This window comes from Arthrobacter nitrophenolicus (assembly GCF_045833485.1).
Taxonomy (GTDB): Bacteria; Actinomycetota; Actinomycetes; order Actinomycetales; family Micrococcaceae; genus Arthrobacter; species Arthrobacter nitrophenolicus.
In genome coordinates this window covers 2,537,869-2,559,775 of record NZ_CP174504.1, presented here as the reverse complement: position 1 = coordinate 2,559,775, position 21,907 = coordinate 2,537,869, and the positions used below count along the sequence as shown (strand labels likewise).

The following is a 21,907-nucleotide window of genomic DNA, read 5'->3' as shown; positions in this document are numbered from 1 at the left end:
AGCTTCCCCTGCGCAGCGCGGAGCCAAGACAAGTGGGAAAACGTTTACCGAAAGTTCTTGACGGGCGGGAGCCATTCGGGAAACAATCGCAGTACTACTCGAGAAAACGCTTTCTTATTCCTGGGCATGGGTGCTTCAGAGGAGGAAGGCGGCATTCAGGAAGGCACATCAATGACGATTCGGACTGTGAGCCGGCGGAAATTCCAGCTCGGCGCAGCGGCCCTGGCCCTCTCCATCCTTGCTACCGGCTGCGGTGCGCCCGGCGGCTCAGGCGGCAACGAGCAGGTCACCCTGCGCTTCGCCTGGTGGGGCAACGAATACCTCAATGCCCAGACCGAAAAGGTCATCACCGCTTTTGAGGCGAAGCATCCCAACATCAACATCGAATCAGAACCGGGCGAATGGTCCAGCTACTGGGACAAGCTCGCCACCAAGACTGCCGCGAATGATGCTCCCGACGTCATCCAGATGGACCAGAAGTACATCGCCGAGTACGGCGGGCGGGGTGCCCTCCTGGACCTGGGAAAGCAGGACGGGATCGACACCTCAAAGCTGGACAAGGAAGCCCTGGCGTCAGGCCAGTACGACGGTGCGCAGTACGGCCTGAGCACCGGCCAGAATGCCTATGTCATCATGGCCAACACCAAGGTCTTCGAGGCGGCGGGCGTACCCCTCCCGGACGACACCACCTGGACCTGGGACGACTTCATGGAGACGGCTTCGAAGATCAGCGCGGCTGGTGACGGGAAGAACTACGGGGCCGCGTACGGCAGCAACGAGGCGGACCTGATCATCTGGCTGCGCCAACATGGCGAGAACCTCTACTCCGCCGACGGCAAACTGGACTTCGACACGGCAACAGCTGCGTCCTTCTGGGAGCGGCTGGAGGAGCAGCGCGATTCCAAGGCCAGCCCGCCGGCAACCGTGGCCACCGAGGATTCGGGCGCCGGCCTGGAGGAAAGCCTGTTCGGCACCAACAGGGTCGGCATGGCCTGGTGGTGGACCAACCAGCTCGGTTCGCTGGAGTCCACCACGGGCAGCAGCATCAAGATGCTCCGCGCTCCCAGCATTGACGGATCCGCCGCGGACAACGGGATGTACTACAAGCCCACCATGTTCTGGTCCGCCTCGTCCCGCTCCAAGCACCCCGACGAGGCCGCCACCTTCATCAACTACCTGACCAACAGTCCCGAGGCAGGCGCCATCCTGATGACGGACCGTGGCGTGCCCACCAACCCGGAGATTGTCGAAAGCATCACGCCTGACCTGAAGCCCGCAGACACAACCGTGGTGTCCTTCCTCAAGGACATTGCTCCGGACATGAAGGACGCACCGCCGGTCCCGCCGGTGGGTGCCGGCAGCGTGCAGAACGTCATCAAGCGGTACACGGACGAAGTTCTCTACGACCGGCTCACTCCCCAGGCTGCCGCCGAAGCCTTCAAGAAGGAAGTGGAAGGGATGCTCTCGAGCGCACGGAAGTAACCTCCCCCTGGCATCACCCGACAACAAAAATGCGGCCCCTCGAAAGAGGGGCCGCATTTCTTGTAGCTGCGGGACTGGCCCGGCAGGAAGGCTAGAAGCCGCCCATGCCGCCCATGTCGTCGCCGCCGCCGACAGGAGCGGGGTTCTTCTCCGGCTTGTCGGCCACGACTGCCTCAGTGGTGAGGAACAGGCCGGCGATGGAGGCCGCGTTCTGCAGGGCAGAGCGGGTCACCTTGACGGGGTCGTTCACGCCGGCAGCCAGCAGGTCGACGTACTCGCCGGTGGCGGCGTTCAGGCCGTGGCCTGCGGGCAGGCCACGGACCTTGTCCACCACAACGCCGGGCTCCATGCCTGCGTTGAAGGCAATCTGCTTCAGCGGGGCGTCGATGGCAACACGGACGATGTTGGCGCCGGTTGCTTCGTCGCCGGAGAGCTGCAGGTTGGCGAATGCCTTTGCGCCGGCCTGGATGAGGGCCACGCCGCCACCGGCGACGATGCCTTCTTCAACGGCAGCCTTTGCGTTGCGCACGGCGTCCTCGATGCGGTGCTTGCGCTCCTTCAGCTCAACTTCGGTTGCGGCGCCGGCCTTGATGACTGCAACACCGCCGGCCAGCTTGGCCAGGCGCTCCTGCAGCTTCTCGCGGTCGTAGTCGGAGTCGGAGTTTTCGATCTCGGCACGGATCTGGGACACGCGGCCAGCGATCTGGTCGGCGTCGCCGGCACCTTCAACGATGGTGGTCTCGTCCTTGGTGACAACAACCTTGCGTGCCTTGCCCAGCAGTTCCAGGCCGGCGTTCTCCAGCTTGAGGCCAACCTCTTCGGAGATGACCTGGCCGCCGGTGAGGACGGCGATGTCGGCCAGCTGCGCCTTGCGGCGGTCGCCGAAGCCCGGAGCCTTGACGGCAACGGACTTGAAGGTGCCGCGGATCTTGTTGACGATCAGGGTGGCCAGGGCCTCGCCCTCGATGTCCTCGGCGATGATCAGCAGCGGCTTGTTGGACTGCATGACCTTTTCCAGGACAGCAACCAGTTCCTTGACGTTGGAGATCTTGGAGTTGACGATCAGGATGTACGGGTCCTCGAGGACCGTTTCCTGGCGCTCTGCGTCGGTGACGAAGTAAGCGGAGATGTAACCCTTGTCGAAGCGCATGCCTTCGGTGAGTTCGAGCTCCAGGCCGAAGGTGTTGGATTCCTCGACCGTGATGACGCCTTCCTTGCCAACCTTGTCCAGGGCTTCGGCAATCAGGGCACCGATTTCGTCGTCACCGGCGGAGATCGAGGCGGTGGCGGCGATCTCTTCCTTGGTTTCGATTTCCTTGGCGGAGTTCAGCAGCTCGGCGGTGACAGCGTCAACGGCCTTTTCGATGCCGCGCTTCAGGGACAGCGGGTCGGCGCCGGCGGCAACGTTGCGCAGGCCTTCCTTGACCAGGGCCTGGGCCAGCACGGTAGCGGTGGTGGTGCCGTCGCCTGCGACGTCATCCGTCTTCTTGGCAACTTCCTTGACCAGCTCAGCGCCGATCTTCTCGTAGGGATCATCCAGCTCGATCTCCTTGGCGATGGAAACACCATCGTTGGTGATCGTGGGGGCGCCCCACTTCTTTTCGAGGACGACGTTGCGTCCACGCGGGCCGAGGGTGACCTTAACGGCGTCGGCGAGGGTGTTCAGGCCCCGCTCAAGGCCGCGGCGTGCCTCTTCATCAAATGCAATGATCTTGGCCATAACGGCAGTGGTCCTTTCGGGACGGTCGTTAAGAATGAACCTTCGCTGCAGTGCCCGCGACGGACGGTCCTTTGCCGGCGGCCTCTGTATGCCTCCGGGTGCGGACCTCACTCCAGTCAGGTGTTTCTTCGCTCTTTGCCCGGTGCCGCGCGCCGCCGGCTTGAAGCAGGCTTTGCGTTAGCAGTCGGTACGTCAGAGTGCTAAGTCAATAATTAGCACTCCCTACGTGAGAGTGCAAGCGAAAGGCGCCGGAAGCGGCGGGGCGGCGGGGTCTATTCGCTGACGGCGATCAGCTCGTCAGTTCCCAGGGCGGCCCGCTGTCTCGCTGCCGCTGGGGGCCGGCAGGTTGTCCGCACCATAGGTGAAGACCGAGAAGTTCGCCGTGGTGATGTCTCCGTTGGCGTCGAACGCGACGGGGCCGGATTCGCCGTCGTAATTGATCCCCGCGCCCGTCGCCAGCCCGGTGACGCAGTCCTTGTAGGTGGAGCAGGCGGGGGCCTCGGCGGACCCGCCGGCGCTGCCGCCGGACACACTGAGAAGGTTGGCGGCGATGGAACGGCCGGCGTCGTCCTGGGCCCTGGCCGCGGCCAGGGCCGCGAGGGTGACGGCGTCGTAGGTCTCTGCGGCGAAGGAAACATCCTTCAATTGGCCGTCGACGGCGAGCAGCCGTTCCTGGAATCCGGCGGAGGGAAGCTGGCCGGGGACCACTGCACGGGCGCCTTCCAGTGCTTTGGCGCCCAGCTTGGACCCGTAGCGGGCGAAGGCTCCGTCGCTGAGGATGATGCGGGGCCCGTCGATCCCGGCATTGTCCAGTTCCGCGAGTGCACCCTGGGCTCCTTCGCGGGCCACCAGGATGACGGCATCGGCGTCGGCTTCCCCTGCCGCGCCGGCGGCCTTGCCCGCCTCCCCCGACGGGAACTCCTCGCATGCCGCCACCTCCAATCCGGCCTGGGCCGCCGCCTCGGAAATGGCATCGGCAACGTCCTTGCCGTAGGCCCCTTCCTGGTACACGACGGAAACGGAGGCCGCACCGGCATTCTTCGCAAGCTTCACCAGGACGGGTGCCTGGGCGACGTCCGCGGCGGCAGTGCGGAAGTAGTAGCCGCCGGAGTCCGTCCCGGTAAGTCCTGCTGCGGTGTTGGCCGGCGAGATCAGCGGCGTCCTGGCACGGGAGAGAACATCAATGACGGCGGGCGCGTGGCTCGAATCGGTGGGTCCAATGACAACGTCTGCCTTGCCCGCCACCAATGCATGTGCCTGTGCCGCAGCATCCTGGCCCGCCTCGACCGGCAGCAGTTCCACCGGCCTGCCCTTGTGCCCGCCGGTCGCGTTGATCTCCTTGACCGCGAGCTTCGCCGCGGCAAGCTGGGAGTCATTGAGGAAACTGCTGTCACCGGTGCTGTCCAGGACCAGGCCAACCCGCAGGATGCCATCGCCGGACGCCTCGACTGATTCCACCCGGGCGTTGCCGGTGACACCGGAACAAGCGGTGGCAGCCAGGAGGGCGCACGCGGAGAGGGCGAGCGCCGGACGGACATGGACGGCGGAAAGGGGAAAAAGCTTCACTCGGCGGGCCGGACGCTTTCGGCCTGCGGGCCCTTCTCGCCTTCGCCGACTTCAAGCTCAACGCGCTGCCCCTCATCCAGCGCGCGGTAGCCCTCACCCTGGATGGCGGACCAGTGGACAAAGATGTCGTCTCCGGATCCGTCAACGGTGATGAAGCCGTAGCCCTTTTCCGCGTTGAACCATTTCACGGTTCCCTGTGCCATGCTGACCAACTCTTTCCGTAGAGACCGGGGACCCAGGAGCCCGAATTGCGCTTGCCTGCCCCGGACCGGACCCTGGACTTCACTTTAGCCAATGCCGGGTTTGCCCTGCAGGTGTCCCGGAGTGGGGCCGGGAATAGTTATTCACGCGTAACCGGCCGAACGGCAATGCTTAGCGGTATCCGGGACCCAGCACCACAACCAGGGGAACCTGGAAGTCGGTGCTGCTGACCAGCGTGCTGACGCCCAGCAGCCGCGCAAGGGCCTGGGCGTTGGCCAGCTGTTCAGGTCCTGCGTAGAAGATCGTGGAACCCTGCTGCGGCGCTCCGGCCCAGTTGCCAACCTGCCCCAGGGTCCAGCCGTCCGCCTGGACGGTTCCGCCCACCCGGCCGGCCAGGCCTGCCGTTCCGGTGGCGTTGAAGACGGCGACGGGCTGGGTCCGGTCAAGGACCACCTGCGCCTGCGCCGCCGTGGTGACCTCCGGTACTGCCTCGGGGCTGGGCGACGGCCCGGTTGACGCCGATGGCACGGCGTCCGTGGTGGGCTCCGGCGTGCTCTCGGGAGTAGCGGAAGGCGTTGTGCCCGTTTCCGCCAGCGGGGCCGCTTCCTGGCTGGAGGATACCTGCGCGCCAGTGCCGTTAAAGCCAAGTTTGGGAAGGATCAGGAACGACACCAGCCCGATGGCCAGCGCCGCCACCCCTACTGCCAGGATGGGCCAGAGGCGTACCCGCGAGGGTGCGGAAGCAGTGCGGTGCACACCTTGCCGCTGCGGGTTTTCCGGGACCTTGTCGAATTCGTCGCGGGCGTATCTGGTCATGGCTGACTTCCTTGGGAAATTGCTGCTGGGGGCGCGGGGGTCCTAGGCGTCGGAGCCCAGGCGCCGGGCAGTCCGGGCCCGGTGGCGGGACGTACGTAGTCTACGCAGTCTCTTGACCAGCATGGGATCGTGGGCGAGTGCATCCTCGCGGTCGATCAGGGCGTTCAGCAGCTGGTAATAGTGGGTGGCAGAGAGGTCGAAGTGCTCCCGGATGGCCTGTTCCTTGGCCCCTGCGTACTTCCACCACTGGCGCTCAAGCGCCAGCATCTGCTGCTCGCGTTCGCTGAGCGGTGACTCGCGCAGCCTGAAGTCCGCCAGCAGGGTGTTCCGTGGTTCCTGCTCCGGCAATTCCTCGGGCAGATGTTCCCGGGCCGGTTCCGCCACGGCACACTCCTTCGAGGTCTAGGGGAAAATGTCCTACCCCCATGCTACGGACGAATAACAGCCTTGTCATTTGCGCCGGAGTCCTGTCCGTGGCCCGGCGACTCAACTCCCCTGCAAGAATGGGACGGTGCTTGAATCAGACGCCTTGTTCGAACTGGACCAGGACCCTGCCGGAACGGACGGGTTCGCAGAACTCGCGCGGCGTCCGCTTGCGGACCTCGTGGCTCCGGACTGGGCCGGGGCGCTGGCAGGAGTGGAATCCGAGCTTCGTGCCGTCCTCGGTTTCCTGGCGGATGAGGTGGCGGCGGGGCACCAGGTGCTGCCGTCGCCGTCGAACGTCCTGCGCGCGTTCCGCCAGCCCCTTGCCGGCGTGAAGGTCCTGGTGGTGGGCCAGGATCCCTACCCCACGCCGGGTCACGCCGTCGGCCTTTCATTCTCCGTTGACAAGCGCACCCGGCCCATCCCCCGCAGCCTCGCGAACATCTACCGTGAACTGGAGGCGGACCTCGGCATCCCGGCCCGGGTCCATGGCGACCTGTCCGCCTGGGCGGAGCAGGGCGTGCTGCTGCTGAACCGGGTGATGACGGTACGCGCCGGTGCCGCGGGCTCGCACCGGGGCAAGGGCTGGGAGAAAATCACGACGGCGGCCGTCGCCGCAGTTGCCGCCCGGCAGTCCCCGGACGGCGCACCGATGCCGCTGGTGGCGCTGTTGTGGGGCAAGGAGGCCGAGTCCGTCCGGCCGCTGCTGGGCGATACGCCGGTGGTGTCCAGCGCCCATCCGAGCCCGTTGTCCGCGTCGCGCGGTTTCTTCGGTTCCCGGCCCTTCAGCCAGGTGAACCGGCTCCTGCGGGAGCAGGGTGCAGGGGACGTAACCTGGGAGCTTCCACCGGTTCCTTAAGGTTAGGCTTGCCTTATGAGCACTGTTCCCGCCGCCACCACCGCCACCAAAAAGAGCCGTCCCCAGATCAGCCTTGAAGTGCTCCGCCGGGAACAGCTCTCGCTGCACATGGTGCGCATCGTGGCCGGCGGGCCGGGCTTTGCCGACTTCGTCAACAACGGCTTCGCGGACCGGTACGTGAAGATTGTCTTTCCGCAGCCCGGCGTCGAATACCCCGCTCCCCTTGACCTGTGGAGCATCCGGGACACCATGCCGCGCGAGCAGTGGCCCTACACCCGCACGTACACTCTGCGCTGGGTTGATCCCGCTGCCCGGGAACTGGCCATAGATTTCGTGGTGCACGGCGATGAGGGGCTGGCCGGCCCTTGGGCGGCCAAGGCCGAGCCCGGCGATCCGCTGACCTTCACCGGTCCGGGTGGCGCCTACAACCCAAACCCGGAGGCTGACTGGTACCTGTTTGCCGGCGACGAGGCAGCACTGCCTGCCATCGCGGCAAGCCTGGAGGCGCTGCCTCCGGAGGCGACAGGCCTGGCCTTCCTCGAGGTGGATTCCGACGCCGACGTGCAGCCGCTCTCCGCACCCGCCGGCGTGAAGATCACCTGGCTGTTCCGTCACGGCGTACCTGCCGGGTCCAGCGACCAGCTGGTCAGCGCTGTGGCCGGCGCCGAGTGGCCGGCCGGGACGGTGGACGTTTTTGCACACGGCGAGCGGGGCTATATGAAGGCTCTCCGGGAGATCTTCTTCGCCCAGCGCGGCCTGGAACGCAGGCAGGTGTCGCTGTCCGGCTACTGGGCGCAGGGACGCGTGGAGGACGTGTTCCAGGCCGAAAAGAAGCTCCCGGTCGGCCAGATCTGACCCGCGGCCCCGCAGCCCGGAACCGCCCGCGTGCCGGACTACCGGCGGCGGGCGCGGCGCCGCTCGTTGCTCGCCAGGCTCCGGGTCAGGGGCCGCGCAAGGGTGTCGCCCAGGACAATTCCCCCGGCCGTTCCCAGCACAATGGCGCCCGCGCTCAGCATGCCGCCGGCGCCCAGCAGGATCTCGGCCTCCTCGATGGTGAGCACGTACATGGAACGGAAAATGGTGAGGCCCGGAAGCAGGATCAGCGCCGCGGGGACTGCCACCACCAGCTGCGGCGCCCCCAGGCGGAGGGCGACCACGCGCGCCAGCAGGCCGATCACCACTGCGGCGAGGGCGGGCGAGAAGCGGTCACCGATGCCGAGCAGCCCGCCGCCCAGCAGGACGAAGTAGCCGGCGACGCCCACAGCCGCGGTGGGCAGCAGGAGCTGCCAAGTGGTTTGTTCCGTGATGCCGATGGCCATCACAGCCACCGCCACAAGGATCACCAGGACCCACAGGTCATAGGCCGGCGGGAACGTCTGGGTGACGTCGATGCGCTGCATCCCCGTCAGTTCACCCACGACAAACGCGACGGCGATGCCCGCAACGATGGCGCCGAAGGTCAGCAGCGTTGACAGGAACCGCCCGGCAGCCGTGACGGGGAACCCGTTGATGGCGTCCTGCACGGACGAGACCAGGCGCCCGGTCGGAAGCAGCAGGAGGATGCCGCCCACCACCACGATCGCCGGCGAGGTGGTCAGGCCGAACTGCCAGAGCAGGAGGGCCAGCTGGGTCACCACGAAGGAGCAGCTGGCGGTAATGAAGAAGTCAGGCACGCGCCACCGTCCCAGCTGGCGCGCCAGCAGGCTGATGGCGATATTGGCAACGAACGCGATGGCCGAGGACACCGGGCCGCCGCCCAGCACGCCCACGAACGCCGCCGCGAAAATGCCGAAGGCCACTGTGACCATCCAGCGGGGAAAGGGCTTGGGGCTGGTGATTGCCTCGTTCAGCCTGCGGATGGCCTCGTCGCGGCCCACTCCCCCGGCCACAATGTCAGTCACCAGCTGGTGCACTTTGGCCAGGCCCGCATAGTTGTTGGTCCAGGACCGCACCACGCGCAGCAGCGCAATGGGCGTCTGGTCCTTGGGGGCGTAGTTGATGCCCACGGACTGGTTGGTGATGTCCACCTCGATGTTCTTCAGCCCCAGTGCCGCGGTGACCGCGATGATGCTGGTTTCCACCTCCAGCGCGCCGGCGCCGTAGCGGAACATGGTCTCGGCCAGGTGCAGGGCGAAGTCGAGCGTCTTGCGCGCCGAGGTGTCCACGCCACCCACCTGGATGGTGGGGTTTGCGTAGGGACTGCCGGCCAGACGGTCCACGATGCTGAGCGGCGCCGTCGGCGGGTTTTCGCCCTGGACCAGCCGGCGCAGCATTTTCTTGGCCGCAGCGTTCTGCCTCATCTGGGCAGCCGTCAGCGGCTGCGTCTTTGGCAGCCCGTCGGTGTGCGGCCGGACCCCGGGATATCCGGCGCCGGAACGTCCGGCTCCGGCGCGTTCCGGTCCTGTGGTGGCCGGTTCAGGCTTTGCGGGCTCAGGTTTTGCCCGCTGCGGGCGGTCTGCCGCGGGGCGCTCGGGCCGGTCGGTCATGGGTTCCCTCCTCCCGGGGCGGTGTGGATACGGTGCGGAGTGCCGGTCAGGATGTGCGTTTGCCGGGCAGCCTGCCCAGCACGGTGCGGGCCGCCGCGACGGCCGCCCGCGCAAGCCGGTTGGCATGGAACACGGCTGGCCGGACGGGCATCGCGAAGCCACCCACCAGCTGGACCACTTCGCCGCCGAAGCCCTTCTTGAACTCGTAGCCGCCGTGGCCCTCCTGGTCCTGGCCGGAGATGCCGAACGTTCCGTAGAAGTTGTAGCGCGGGTAGCCCTTTTCCAGGGCGTGCAGCATCATGCCCCAGTACAGTGACGTGGCGCCGTTGAAGTAGATGTAGTCCTGGACGGTGCCACCGATCACGCAGACCACCTCGTCGCCGTAGCAGACGAAGTGGATGGCGGCCACCGTGGCAACGCCCACGGAGTCCGGGAACCGCTCGATGTCCTTGAGGCTGCGCTCGTAGCTGTCCACCAGGTCCTGGACCACCTTGAGCCGGTTGGCTTTCTTCTTGCTGCCGGTCTCTTCCACTTCGCGCCGGAGGTCGGCGGCAGTGGCGGACTCAGTGGCCAGGCGGTCGGTGATGGACTTGCGGTAGGCCGGGATGTCGATCTTGGCCATCATGAGCTTGGTGAACTCGGGGGACGTGGTGCGGAGCAGGTGCTCGTAGTAGGCCCGCTCGCGGTATACGAAGCCCTTTTCGTCCCCGGCCCGGCTCAGGGCGGCGTAGAACTCGTCCAGCGTTTCCAGCGTGGCCTGCTCGAGGAACACACCGTTCTTCTCTGCCTTCCGGATTGCCTTCCGGGTGCGGTAGCTGGTGCTCATGATCAGCTCTTCCGCGTCCCGGATGCCTTCGAGGCTCTTGATGAACATCCAGTTCACGTTCACGAAGTCCATGTCCAGGCCCTGGTGCCGGAACCCCAGCTCCTCCAGCTGCGCCACGAGGGGACGGTTGTCCAGCACTTCGGGGTGTTCTGCACCGTCCTCGTCCCGGGCAATGTAGTGGACGTTCGGGAAGATGCGCAGCTCGGCGGCCTTGCGTTCGGCGGCTCGCTTCCGCAGGAGTTCGACGACGGCGCGCACCAGTTCCGTGTCCGCGTAGTCCACCAGCGGCCCCTTCGCGCATTCGCAGACCGTGTAGCCAAGGCGCGTCGTGGTGTAGTTCAGCTTGCCGGCTGCCACGAGTTCGCCGCCACTGCGCACGCCGAAGAGTTCCACCTCCTGGCCGCGGGCACGCTGGAACCGGGCAAAGTCGACGGACTGCAGGAAGCTGTTCTGCGGATGCTTCAGGGCGAAGGCCTCGAACTCGGCATCGCTGAGGACCGCGAACTCAAGGCCGGTGGCGGTGGGGACTGGATTCAAGGGGTTACCTTCTTCGGTGTTCTCGCGGCGTGGCAGTGCGCCGCGGTGCGGGAGGGGCTTGGGGCGGCGCAGTGCCGGTGCCGGCGCCGCGGGACAGGTGGGGGTCAGTAGAACTGCTGGCCGGTCCGCGCCGTTTCAATCCGGCGGAACACCCTTTCTGCGCCCTTGACCCAGAGACGGTGCCGCAGTGGCGAGAGCACGTAGTCGTGGCAGCCCACGAAGTCCGTAACCGTTTTGGTGAAGCTGGTTTTGAACATGCCCATGCCGTAAAGGTTGTGGCTCTTGTCCTTGATCCTCGAGGCCGGTGGCGTGCCGCAGAAGTCGTACTCGATGCAGCCGAGTTCCTGCATGCGCCGGATTGCTGCCCACTGCACCAGGTGCGAGTCGCCGTATTGTTTGCGGTTCTGGATGGAGCCGCCGTCCTTGTAGGTCGCTTTGGCGCCGTAATTGATCACGAAGGCGCCCACACTGGGCTTGCCGTCCTCGTAGGCAAAGAAGAAGTTCCCCTGGCCCCGGTTGCAGAATTCGTCCCAGAAGGCGGCGTAGTACTCATAGCTGCGCAGCGGCATCGAGCCCTTGGCCTTGACCGTGTCCGCCATGAGGTCGTACAGGGCGCGGTACGTTTCGGGCCCCTGTTCCATGCGCACAACTTCGCAGCCTTCCCGTTCGGCCCGCCGGATCGCATTGCGGGCGCGGGAGGAGATGTTTTTGAAGACTGTTTCTTCGGATCCGGAGATGTCCAGCAGGGCGGTGGAGTCGTTGGACTGGATGTTCGGCGCCTTGACCAGTCCGGCGGTGGCCAGCTGCGCCCGGGCATCAGTGGAGTCGATAATGTCCGGTTCGATCTTGATGGTGAAGACGTTGAGTTTGCGCCCGCGGGCAAGCGCGGCGCAGGCTTGCAGCGCAGCCTTCAGATCTTCCGCCGCGGCAAGGTCCGGGCCTTTGATCAGGTACCACAGCCGGCCGAGCACGGGGAACTTCTTTTCCAGTACCAGGTTGTAGCTTGCTGTTTCCGGGTTTTCCAGCACCAGGAAGCGGACCTTCCAGCCGCTGCCGTTTTTCACCGTGGCGTAAGCGGCCGACTGCAGCATGTTGCCGCCGTTCGGGTTGGCCGTGACGTGCTTGTCCCAGTTTTCAATTTCCTCGGCGGTGGCAAAACGTGCGGTGAATTCTCGCAAGGGGGCCGTGTCCAATCGGGTTGATGCGCGGTTTCGGTACTCGTGGATGTGTGCGGACATGCAGCCTCAAGTCTAAAGCCTGCGGATGGACCGGCCTTCCGCCTTGACTCCGGCACCGGGGCTCGCAAGGGTGGAAGGATGCAGCAAGACCGGGAACAGTTGAAGCCGCCGCCGGAAGAAAACGCGGTGCCGTATCGCGGCGGGGTCCAGGCGGCCGTGCTGGCCGGCTTGCTGGCAGCGTCCTTCCTGGTCGCGGCGCTGGGCGGGCTGGCCACCATCAACAACGTGGAGGGGTGGTACTCCACGGCGGATAAAGCACCCTGGTCGCCGCCGAACTTCGTGTTCGGACCGGTGTGGACCGTGCTGTACACGGCCATGGCCGTTGCGGCATGGCTTGTGTGGCGGAAGAGGACAGCGAAGACCAGGCCCGCGCTGACCGCCTACGCCATCCAGCTCGTACTCAACCTCGTCTGGACGCCGGTGTTCTTCGGCCTGTATCCCACGCTGGGCACCGCTGCCTTGTGGCTGGCGCTGGCCATCATCCTGGCGCTGATTGCCGCGGTCACCATTACTGTCCTGCAGTTCGGCCCGATCAGCAGGACTGCCGGCCTGCTCCTGCTGCCCTACGTGGCGTGGCTGGTGTTCGCCGCCTCCTTGAACTGGTGGGCCGCCGTCCACAACTAGCTGCGGGCGGCCGGCGGGATCGAGACGTCCCAGGTCAGCATTCGACGACGTTGACGGCGAGGCCGCCCATGGCGGTTTCTTTGTATTTGTCGCTCATGTCCTTGCCGGTTTCGCGCATGGTGATGATGACTTCGTCGAGGGAGACGCGGTGGGTGCCGTCGCCCCAGAGCGCCATTTTCGCGGCGTTGATCGCTTTCGCGGCAGCGATCGCGTTCCGTTCGATGCAGGGCACCTGGACCAGCCCGCCGATCGGGTCACAGGTCAGGCCCAGGTTGTGTTCCATCGCGATCTCCGCGGCGTTTTCCACCTGCGCCGGGGACCCGCCCATCACCTCTGCCAGGCCCGCCGCGGCCATCGACGACGCCGAGCCGACCTCGCCCTGGCAGCCGACCTCCGCCCCGGAAATCGAGGCCTGTTCCTTGTACAGCACCCCCACCGCGCCCGCGGCCAGCAGGAACCTGACCACCACACCGTCCCGGTCCTGCCGGGTGGCTTTGTCCATGCCCGGCGCGAAATGCAGGGCGTAGAACAGCACCGCCGGGATGATCCCGGCCGCCCCGTTCGTCGGCGCCGTGACCACCCTGCCGCCGGTCGCGTTCTCCTCGTTCACCGCCAGCGCCACCAGGTTCACCCACTCCTGCCAGTACCTGGGATCGAACGGGCCCGCGTCCCACGCAGCATCCCGGTCCTGGCTGTCGCCGCCGGGGTTTGCGCTTTCCTTCTTGAGCCGTTCGTACCAGTCCGGGGCGCGGCGGCGGACCTTCAACCCGCCCGGCAACACCCCTTCACGCTTGAGCGAGGTGGCCACGCAGTTCTCCATCACGGACCAGATCTGCAGCAGCCCGGCCCGGATCTCCTCCCCGGTCCGGGAGGCTTTCTCGTTGACCAGCATCACGTCGGCGATGCCCAGCCCGGTGTCCCGGCAGTGCGCCAACAGTTCCGCAGCGGTCCGGAACGGCAACGGCAGTTCCTGCTTGGAGGCCTCAAGTTCCTGCTGCGCGGCGTCCTCTTCGCCTTCCCGGACGATGAACCCGCCACCGACCGAGAAGAACGTCGCCGCATGCAGCACCTCCCCGGCCGCGTCGGTGACCGTGAACGTCATCCCGTTCGTGTGCCGCGGCAGCACCGTCAACGGCCGCAGCACCATGTCCTTCACCCCGTACGGCAACGGCACACCCTGCCGCCGGCGCCGGCGAGGTTCAACACCCCGGTTTCCGCGATCGAGGCCAGCCGTTCCTCCACCTCACCGGGCAGGATCAGTTCCGGATGGTAGCCCTCCAACCCCAGCAGGATCGCGGTCATCGTCCCGTGCCCGTGCCCGGTCGCCGCCAACGACCCGTACAAATCAACCCGCAACCCCGCCACGGACCCCAGCCCGCCCGAAGCCTTCAACTCCTCCGCGAACACCGCAGCAGCCCGCATCGGCCCCACAGTATGGGACGACGACGGACCGATCCCGATCGAAAAGAGATCAAAAACGCCAACAGCCATGTGCGTGGTTCCTAACTAAACAAGTGGTCGGGATGGAGCGGGCACGTCACCAGGCGACGTGCGCACCAGGGCCGGCGGAGCCGGACTTTTCGAAAGCCTGCGTCAAAGCGAGGAACGAGCAGCAGGCGTGAAAATGTCCGGTCCGCCGGTCCCGAAGGTGACCGCCGACGCGGAGGATGCCGGTCCCACCGGGCCAAAGGCAACCACGGAGCGCATGGCAGTGCCGGTCTGGCCGCCCCGGAGCCAGCCGAGGGGTTTCGACAAGCTCAACCACCGGCTTTCGGTGCTACTTGGCTCGGCGGTAGAACGGGAGTTCGACTACTTCGAACGGCTCTGCCTTACCGCGGAGGTCGATGTGCAGTGCCGTACCGGGGGCGGTGTGTTCGACGTCGACGTACGCCATGGCCACCGGGTAGCCGAGGGTGGGTGAGGGCTGCCCGGAGGTGACCTCGCCGACGGGAACGCCGTCCTTAAGGACCGGGTAGTGGGCACGGCCGGCACGGCGGCCGAGTCCCTTTAGTCCGACGAGGCGGCGGCCGGAGGTCGTTCCGGCACCGGCTTCCTTCTTGGCGGCCAGCGCGGCCTTGCCCACGAAGTCACCCTCCTTGGACAGCGCGACGACGGGTCCCAGGCCGGCGGCGAACGGGTCGCCCTGCAGGGAGAGTTCGTTGCCGTAGAGGGGCATGCCGGCTTCAAGGCGCAGTGAGTCGCGGGATGCCAGGCCGGCCGGGGTGAGCTCCCCTTCATCGGCGATGGCGATGAGGGCCTGCCACAAGGCGGGTGCGGCATCGTTGGGCACGAAAATCTCGAACCCGTCCTCCCCGGTGTAGCCGGTGCGGGCCACCAGGAGTTCCTGCCCTGCACCGCCCACCAGGAGCGGGACCTCCACTGCGGCGTAGTACTTCAGGTCCGTGACCTCGTTGTGGCTGGCGGCGGGGACCAGGCGGAGCAGCAGTTCCTCGGCTTTGGGCCCTTGCACTGCGATCAGCGAGGTTTCCGCTGATGCGTCCCGCACCTGGACGTCGAAGGATGCCGCCCGGTCGGCCAGCGCCTCGGCAACCACGGTGGCGTTGCCGGCGTTGGGGACCACCAGGAAGACGTCGGTCCCGTCCGCGGCAGCGGGCCGCCGGTATGTGATGAGGTCGTCGATGATGCCGCCGTCCTCGTTGCAGATCAGCGAGTACTTGGCTTTGCCTACCGGCATGGCCGAAATCTTGCCCACCAGCGCGTAGTCCAGGAAGGCTGCGGCTTGGGGGCCGGTGACCCAGACTTCGCCCATGTGGGAGAGGTCGAACAGCCCCGCGCTCTTGCGGACGGCGTGGTGTTCGGCCAGTTCGGAGTTGTATTTGAGGGGCATCTGCCAGCCGCCGAAGTCGGTGAAGGACGCGCCGGCCTTCTTGTGCTGCTCGTAGAGAGCTGTGTAGTTCTCGGTCATGGGGATCCTTTCGGGCCGGAGGTTGAGCCTGTCGAAACCCGGGTTTCGACAGGCTCAACCACCGAAATCAGTTTTCGAACTCGGAGAGCGGCGGGCAGGAGCAGATGAGGTTGCGGTCGCCTGCGGCGCCGTCGATCCGGCCGACGGGCGGGAAGTATTTGTCCTGCCGGAGGTGGTGGACCGGGAACGCGGCCTGCTCGCGCGGGTAGGCGCGGTCCCAGTCGGAGGACACGACGGCGGCTGCCGTGTGCGGTGCCCGGCGCAGCGGGGAATCGGCAACGGCGAAGTCGCCGGCGGCGACCTGGTCGATTTCCTTGCGGATGGTGATCATCGCCTCGATGAACCGGTCGATTTCGGCCAGGTCCTCGGACTCGGTGGGTTCCACCATCAGCGTCCCGGCCACGGGGAAGGACAGGGTGGGGGCGTGGAAGCCGAAATCGATCAGCCGCTTGGCCACATCCTCCGCGGTGACCCCGGTCTTCGCGGTGAGCTCGCGCAGGTCCAGGATGCACTCGTGCGCCACGAGCCCGCCCTCGCCGGTGTAGAGCACGGGGAAGTACTCGTTCAGCCGGGACGCCACATAGTTCGCCGCCAGCAGCGCCGACTTGGTGGCCTCGGTCAGGCCCTGACCGCCCATCAGCTTCACATACGCCCACGAAATGGGCAGCACGCCCGCGGAACCGAACTTCGACGCCGAGATGGGGACATCGTTCCCTTCGGTCCAGGTGGCCGCGTTGCCGGGCATAAAGGGTGCGAGGTGTGCCTTCGCTGCGACGGGTCCGACGCCGGGCCCGCCGCCGCCGTGCGGGATGCAGAAGGTCTTGTGCAGGTTCAGGTGCGAGACGTCCCCGCCGAACTTGCCCGGCTGCGCCAGGCCCACCAGGGCGTTCAGGTTCGCGCCGTCGATGTACACCTGCCCGCCGGCGGCGTGCACGGCATCGCAGACCTCACGGACGTCCCCGTCGTACACCCCGTGCGTGGACGGGTAGGTGATCATGATCGCCGACAGGGCGTCCTTGTGCGCCTCGATCTTCGCGTACAGGTCAGCGTGGTCGATCGTGCCGTCGGCTGCGGTGGCCACCACGACGACCTTCATCCCGGCCAGCACCGCCGAGGCGGCGTTGGTGCCGTGCGCGGAAGCAGGGATCAGGCACACGTTGCGCTGGCCCTCACCGCGGGAGCGGTGGTAGCCGCGGATCGCCAGCAGGCCCGCGAGCTCGCCCTGCGACCCCGCGTTGGGCTGGATGGACACCTGGTCATACCCGGTGATCTCGGCCAAATCAGCCTCCAGGCCCGTGATCAGCTCACGCCAGCCCTCGGTCTGCGAATCCGGGGCGAACGGATGGATCGAGGCGAACTCCGGCCACGAAATGGCCTCCATCTCGGCCGTAGCGTTCAGCTTCATCGTGCACGAGCCCAACGGAATCATGGTCCGGTCAAGCGCCAGGTCCCGGTCCGACAGCTTCCGGATATACCGCAGCAGCTGCGTCTCGGAGCGGTGCGTATTGAACACCGGATGCTGCAGGAAGGAGGAGGTGCGTTCGACGGCGGAGTCGAGTGCAAAGGCTCCGGTGGAGCCCACTGCCTCGCCGCCGAAAACCGACGCGACGGCGGCGACGGTCGCCGTCGTCGTGGTTTCGTCCACGGAAATACCCACGGTATCGGCGTCGATGAAACGCAGATTGATGCCCTTGGCCTCCGCGGCAGCGACAACCTCCGCTCCCCTGCCGGGGACGCGGACCGTGACGGTGTCGAAGAAGGAACCGTGCAGGACCTCCGCGCCGGAAGCCTTCAGGGAAGCTGCCAGCGTGCGGGCGTGGCGGTGCGCGGTCTGCGCGATCGCTTTCAGTCCCTCGGGACCGTGGTAAACGGCGTACATCGAAGCGACGATGGCCAGCAGCGCCTGGGCGGTGCAGATGTTGGACGTGGCCTTCTCGCGGCGGATGTGCTGTTCGCGGGTCTGCAGGGCCAGACGGTAGGCGGGGACACCGGCGTCGTCCTTGGAGACCCCCACCAGGCGGCCGGGCATCGAACGCTCCAGGCCCTTCTGGACTGCCATGTACGCGGCGTGCGGGCCGCCATAGAACAGCGGGACGCCGAAGCGCTGGGCGGAGCCGACGGCGATATCCGCACCCTGCTCGCCGGGAGGGGTGATCAGGGTCAGCGCCAGCAGGTCGGCGGCAACCGTGACAAGTGCGCCGCGCTCCTTGGCCTGCGCGATCACTGCCGAGTGGTCGAACACCCGGCCCGAGGCACCAGGCTGCTGCAGGACCACACCGTTGATGGCACCGTCCGGCAGGCCTGCAGACAGGTCGGCGATTTCCACCTCGAAGCCCAGGGCTTCCGCGCGGCCCTTCACAATGGCGATGGTCTGGGGCAGGCAGTCGGCATCCAGGACAGTCTTGCCGTCCCGGGCATCCTTGTTCTTATTGGCCCGGCGCATCATGAGGACGGCCTCGGCCACGGCGGTGGCTTCATCCAGCAGGGACGCGTTGGCGATGGGCAGTCCAACAAGGTCCTGGACCATGGTCTGGAAATTCAGGAGCGCCTCAAGCCGGCCCTGCGAAATCTCGGGCTGGTACGGGGTGTAGGCGGTGTACCAGGCCGGGGATTCCAGGATGTTGCGGCGGATCACCGGCGGCGTCACGGTGTCGTAGTAGCCCTGCCCGATCATCTGGACGGCAGTCCTGTTCTTGGCCGCAAGCTTGCGCAGCTCGGCGAGCGCCTCCACCTCGCTCAGTGCCGGGGACAGTTTCAGCGGCGTATCCTGCCGGATGTCCTTGGGCACGGCCCGGTCAACGAGGGCATCCACGGTGTCGTAACCGACGGCCTTGAGCATGGCGCTGACATCGGCCTGGCGGCGGGCACCAATGTGCCGGTCAACGAAAGTGGCGGTGGCAGGGGCCGGGGAAACGGTCACGGGGAACTCCATGAGTCAGGCGGCGCAGGGTACGCCGCAGCGATTCGGGTTCCTCCCCGCTCTGTATTGGACCTGAGAGTTTCCGCGTTGCCAGCTTGCGCATGGCCCCGCTTGCACCGTCGGTGAACACAACAGCCCCGGGTTTCCCGCACTGCGGGTCACCCAGGCGGACTGCCTGCTGCTTTCCAGAGGCGCCTCGCCGCGGCGGTACATGGGCCTGTGAGATTCCTGGGGAGGGTTTGCTCCTACGGCGCCTGCTGTACTATCCGGCAGAACTCTCCCGCCGCAGATCAAGGGCTATTCATTTGGGTTGCTGTGCGGGGGCCGGTGACAGCTCCCACAGCCCCCAATTGTCCTACGCCACCGCGGCTGGGGCAAATGGCCGGCTACCGCCGCAGGCGTTCCAAGGCTGCCAGCAATTCGTCCACATCCGCGGCCGCACCGCCCGGCGGTACCGGCCCCACAGACAGCATGGCGTTGAAGTAGAGCCCATCCCCCATGTACAGCACTGCTTTGGCCAGGGCCGGGCCGACGTCGGCCGCGATCTCGTCGAGCCAGCGCTGCTGGATCGCTGCAAACCGGCGGCGCGTTTCCTCGTGCGCCACCTCCGCCAGGCGGGTTGCCGCGACGATCGCGCGGTCCAGCGGGGTGTCGGCCCAGACGGATGTGCGGATGAAGTAGGCCGCAGCCCCCTCCCCGGCGGCTGCCATCGCATCGGCGTCGGCTCCCGCCAGCCCGTCCAGCCGGTCCAGCAGCACCTGGATCAGGGCTTCCTTGTTCGGGAAGTGGTACAGCAGTCCGCCTTTGGACACTCCGGCCTTCGCCGCGACGGCGTCCAGGGTTGCCGCGCGCTCCCCCACCTCAATCAGGAGGGCTTCAAAGGCGTCAAGGACCGCTTCACGGGCTACGGGCTTTCGGGGCATGCGTCTAATCATGCCCGTTGGAGCGGTGGCCCCTCCAACCGGACCGGATTCGTAACTATACCGTCTGGACGGTATAGTTATCGCATGACAACTTCCGCAGCAACCACCAGGACCCCAACGGCACCCGCCGGCGGCCCGGCCGTCCGGGCGCCCTGGCGCGACTGGCTGGCCCTGGGCTTACTGATGTTCCCGGTCCTCTTGGTTGCCGTGGACAACACGGCACTCACCTTTGCCCTGCCCGCCATCGCCCGCGCCCTGGAACCCACCGGCGTCCAGCTCCTCTGGATCGTGGACGCTTACCCGCTGGTGCTCGCCGGCCTGCTGGTGTCCATGGGCAGCCTCGGTGACCGCATCGGCCGGCGGAAGCTGCTGATTATCGGCAGCATCGGCTTTGCCGCCCTGTCCGCGGCCACGGCTTTCGCCCCAAGCCCCGCCTGGCTGATCGCCGGCCGGGCATCCCTGGGATTCTTTGGCGCGATGCTGATGCCATCCACGCTCTCCCTGATCCGCAACATCTTTCCGCAGCCCAGCCGCCGCAGGCTGGCGGTAGCCATTTGGGCCGCCGGTTTCTCCGGCGGCGCGGCCCTGGGACCGATCTTCGGCGGCTGGCTGGTGGAGCAGTTCTGGTGGGGCGCAGTGTTCCTGGTGGCCGTGCCGCTCATGCTGCCCCTCCTGGCCTTCGGCCCTTCCTTCATTCCGGAGTCAAAGGATCCCGCCCCGGGCCGCGTGGACGTGCCCAGTATCCTGCTGTCCCTGCTGGTGATGGTTCCCCTGGTCTACGGCATCAAGGAACTGGCCACGGAAGGCGCCGGCCCGGCGGCCATCGCGGGCATCGCCTTCGGCCTGGCCATGGGCGCAGTCTTCGTGCGCCGGCAGCTGCGGCTGGCCAATCCACTCCTGGATATGCCCCTGTTCCGGAACAGGGTGTTCAGCATGGCCATTACGGCCAACGTCCTGGCCCTCTTTTCCTTCAACGGATTCATCCTCTTCCTGGCCCAGCACCTGCAGCTGCTTGAGGGCATGTCCCCTTCGGCAGCGGGCATCGCGATGATCCCGGCCCTCGTGGCCACGGTGGTGGCCGGGCTGGCCGTAGTTCCGCTCGTGCGGCGCGTTCGGCCGGGGTTCGTGGTGGCCGCCGGGCTGGCCTTCAGCGCCGCGGGCTACAGCATGGTCAGCTTCGGAAACCACGACGGCGGCCCTTCACTGCTGCTGGCAGCCCTGCTGGTGCTTGCCCTGGGAGTAGGCACGGCCGAGACCATTTCCAATGACCTCATTTTGGGGGCCGCGCCGCCGGAGAAGTCCGGTGCCGCCGCTGCCATCTCGGAGACCGGCTACGAAGTGGGCGCACTCCTGGGCACCGCGGTACTGGGCTCGATCCTGACGGCTTCCTACCAGCACAATCTCCGGCTGCCGGACGCCCTGGCGGAGTCGGCATCCGCGGGCGCCATCCACAACGCCGGCGAAACCCTCGCCGGTGCCATGGATGTGGCCGCCGCCCTGCCTGCACCCCTGGCGGACGCGGTGCGACAGGCCGCGGCGGCCGCCTTCGACTCCGGTGTCCACGTCACCGCGGCAATCGGGCTGGTACTGATGGCCGCGGCGGCGGTCCTCGCCGCCGTCGTACTTCGCAAAGTCCCAACAGCCGCCTAAGGCGGAAGGCCTGGAGGGTACAAAAAAGCGCCCGGCGCCGGAGATGAACCTCCAGCGCCGGGCGCTTGCTGTGGGCCGGCGCTCCGCGCCGACGGACTACTTGGAATCCGGAGCGGTCACGCTGGCCGTGGGCTTCATGGTTTCGGCGTTCACCATCCAGGCGAACTGCTCCAGCTTGAGGATGAACTCGTGCAGCAGGTCGGCCGTAGTGGGATCCTCCTCGTCCACCTCATCATGGACCTTGCGCATGGTGCCCACGGCAGCTTCCAAGGCGGCGACGATCCGTTCGATCGCATCCTTGGTGCTGATCAGGCCGTCGGGGAACTGCGCCAGGCTGGTGGAGGCCGAAACCGTCGAACTGCGGCCGTCCGGAAGGGCGTGAAGGGCTCGCATGCGCTCGGCCGTATCGTCGGCGAACTGGCGCGCGGCGTCGACAATCTCGTCAAGCTGGAGGTGGAGGTCACGGAAGTTGGTGCCCACAATGTTCCAGTGCGCCTGCTTGCCCTGGATGTGCAGCTCGATCAAGTCGGCGAGCACAGCCTGCAGGTTATTGGTCAGTGTCGGTGAAGCTTTCATGGGTCCTCCTCGATTGGTCCAGTAGTTGCGACGGTACCAGTCCCGCCGGAGGCTGGAGCAGGGCCGAAGGAAGATTTCTCAGTGAGCTTACTAATTTGCCGCCAGCGGTCATAAACGAATGTGATTCATATTTC

The 21,907-nt window shown here is 66.6% G+C and carries 18 protein-coding genes, 1 pseudogene and 1 riboswitch; of the genes and pseudogenes, 5 read left to right on the top strand and 14 right to left on the bottom strand.

From position 1 onward, the window contains the following. Positions 1 to 171 precede the first annotated feature (171 nt). A complete protein-coding gene (locus ACJJV6_RS11995; RefSeq protein ID WP_009358141.1) occupies positions 172 to 1,482 on the top strand; it encodes an ABC transporter substrate-binding protein in 1,311 nt (436 codons plus the stop codon). A gap of 91 nt (positions 1,483 to 1,573) precedes the next feature. On the opposite strand, the gene groL is transcribed toward ACJJV6_RS11995, so the two are convergent. From groL to ACJJV6_RS11970, 5 genes are all read right to left on the bottom strand, one after another. Continuing rightward, entirely contained in the window at positions 1,574 to 3,202 is a 1,629-nt protein-coding gene (gene groL, locus ACJJV6_RS11990) for a chaperonin GroEL (RefSeq protein ID WP_009358140.1), read from the bottom strand. Positions 3,203 to 3,499: 297 nt separating this feature from the next. Then, the gene (locus tag ACJJV6_RS11985; RefSeq protein ID WP_009358139.1) at positions 3,500 to 4,768 is read right to left on the bottom strand and encodes an ABC transporter substrate-binding protein; all 1,269 of its coding nucleotides are present in this window, start codon (positions 4,766 to 4,768) and stop codon (positions 3,500 to 3,502) included. Continuing rightward, entirely contained in the window at positions 4,765 to 4,971 is a 207-nt protein-coding gene (locus tag ACJJV6_RS11980; RefSeq protein WP_009358138.1) for a cold-shock protein, read from the bottom strand. Before ACJJV6_RS11980 ends, ACJJV6_RS11985 begins: the two co-directional genes overlap by 4 nt. A gap of 169 nt (positions 4,972 to 5,140) precedes the next feature. Continuing rightward, the gene (locus tag ACJJV6_RS11975; RefSeq protein ID WP_009358137.1) at positions 5,141 to 5,785 is read right to left on the bottom strand and encodes a LytR C-terminal domain-containing protein; all 645 of its coding nucleotides are present in this window, start codon (positions 5,783 to 5,785) and stop codon (positions 5,141 to 5,143) included. A 42-nt stretch (positions 5,786 to 5,827) separates the two neighbouring features. After that, the gene (locus ACJJV6_RS11970; protein WP_354177271.1) at positions 5,828 to 6,169 is read right to left on the bottom strand and encodes a DUF3263 domain-containing protein; all 342 of its coding nucleotides are present in this window, start codon (positions 6,167 to 6,169) and stop codon (positions 5,828 to 5,830) included. A gap of 127 nt (positions 6,170 to 6,296) precedes the next feature. Here ACJJV6_RS11970 and ACJJV6_RS11965 point away from each other — a divergent pair, with 127 nt between their 5' ends. Together ACJJV6_RS11965 and ACJJV6_RS11960 are read left to right on the top strand one after the other, a co-directional pair. Further along, positions 6,297 to 7,067 carry a uracil-DNA glycosylase gene (locus ACJJV6_RS11965; RefSeq protein ID WP_354177269.1) on the top strand — a complete coding sequence of 257 codons (771 nt, stop codon included), beginning with the start codon at positions 6,297 to 6,299 and terminating at the stop codon, positions 7,065 to 7,067. Positions 7,068 to 7,082: 15 nt separating this feature from the next. Beyond that, the gene (locus tag ACJJV6_RS11960; RefSeq protein WP_009358135.1) at positions 7,083 to 7,922 is read left to right on the top strand and encodes a siderophore-interacting protein; all 840 of its coding nucleotides are present in this window, start codon (positions 7,083 to 7,085) and stop codon (positions 7,920 to 7,922) included. A gap of 38 nt (positions 7,923 to 7,960) precedes the next feature. Here the strand turns inward: ACJJV6_RS11960 and ACJJV6_RS11955 are convergent, their stop codons facing one another. The 3 genes from ACJJV6_RS11955 to ACJJV6_RS11945 form a co-directional block, all read right to left on the bottom strand. Next, positions 7,961 to 9,367, bottom strand: coding sequence for a threonine/serine exporter ThrE family protein (locus tag ACJJV6_RS11955; protein WP_035752866.1), 1,407 nt, complete (start codon positions 9,365 to 9,367; stop codon positions 7,961 to 7,963). 232 nt (positions 9,368 to 9,599) lie between these two features. Next, positions 9,600 to 10,916, bottom strand: coding sequence for a peptidoglycan bridge formation glycyltransferase FemA/FemB family protein (locus ACJJV6_RS11950; RefSeq protein ID WP_009358133.1), 1,317 nt, complete (start codon positions 10,914 to 10,916; stop codon positions 9,600 to 9,602). 104 nt (positions 10,917 to 11,020) lie between these two features. Beyond that, the gene (locus ACJJV6_RS11945) at positions 11,021 to 12,154 is read right to left on the bottom strand and encodes a peptidoglycan bridge formation glycyltransferase FemA/FemB family protein (protein WP_083875056.1); all 1,134 of its coding nucleotides are present in this window, start codon (positions 12,152 to 12,154) and stop codon (positions 11,021 to 11,023) included. Positions 12,155 to 12,232: 78 nt separating this feature from the next. On the opposite strand from ACJJV6_RS11945, the gene ACJJV6_RS11940 reads away from it, so the two are divergent. Beyond that, positions 12,233 to 12,778, top strand: a complete 546-nt coding sequence (locus tag ACJJV6_RS11940; RefSeq protein ID WP_009358131.1) for a TspO/MBR family protein — start codon at positions 12,233 to 12,235, stop codon at positions 12,776 to 12,778. Positions 12,779 to 12,812: 34 nt separating this feature from the next. Here ACJJV6_RS11940 and ACJJV6_RS11935 read toward each other — a convergent pair. From ACJJV6_RS11935 to ACJJV6_RS11915, 5 genes and pseudogenes are all read right to left on the bottom strand, one after another. After that, positions 12,813 to 14,269: pseudogene (locus tag ACJJV6_RS11935) on the bottom strand (L-serine ammonia-lyase). A 102-nt stretch (positions 14,270 to 14,371) separates the two neighbouring features. Further along, a complete protein-coding gene (locus ACJJV6_RS11930) occupies positions 14,372 to 14,539 on the bottom strand; it encodes a hypothetical protein (protein WP_235047128.1) in 168 nt (55 codons plus the stop codon). A 16-nt stretch (positions 14,540 to 14,555) separates the two neighbouring features. After that, entirely contained in the window at positions 14,556 to 15,704 is a 1,149-nt protein-coding gene (gene gcvT / locus ACJJV6_RS11925) for a glycine cleavage system aminomethyltransferase GcvT (RefSeq protein WP_354177263.1), read from the bottom strand. A 67-nt stretch (positions 15,705 to 15,771) separates the two neighbouring features. Next, positions 15,772 to 18,636, bottom strand: coding sequence for an aminomethyl-transferring glycine dehydrogenase (gene gcvP, locus ACJJV6_RS11920; protein ID WP_407709004.1), 2,865 nt, complete (start codon positions 18,634 to 18,636; stop codon positions 15,772 to 15,774). Positions 18,637 to 18,819: 183 nt separating this feature from the next. Continuing rightward, positions 18,820 to 18,917, bottom strand: a riboswitch (glycine riboswitch). A gap of 93 nt (positions 18,918 to 19,010) precedes the next feature. Further along, the gene (locus ACJJV6_RS11915) at positions 19,011 to 19,547 is read right to left on the bottom strand and encodes a TetR/AcrR family transcriptional regulator (RefSeq protein ID WP_009359166.1); all 537 of its coding nucleotides are present in this window, start codon (positions 19,545 to 19,547) and stop codon (positions 19,011 to 19,013) included. A gap of 84 nt (positions 19,548 to 19,631) precedes the next feature. On the opposite strand from ACJJV6_RS11915, the gene ACJJV6_RS11910 reads away from it, so the two are divergent. Next, positions 19,632 to 21,197, top strand: a complete 1,566-nt coding sequence (locus ACJJV6_RS11910) for an MFS transporter (protein ID WP_009359165.1) — start codon at positions 19,632 to 19,634, stop codon at positions 21,195 to 21,197. Positions 21,198 to 21,293: 96 nt separating this feature from the next. Here the strand turns inward: ACJJV6_RS11910 and ACJJV6_RS11905 are convergent, their stop codons facing one another. Then, complete coding sequence (locus ACJJV6_RS11905; protein ID WP_133352414.1) at positions 21,294 to 21,773, bottom strand: Dps family protein; 480 nt, start codon at positions 21,771 to 21,773, stop codon at positions 21,294 to 21,296. Positions 21,774 to 21,907 lie beyond the last annotated feature (134 nt).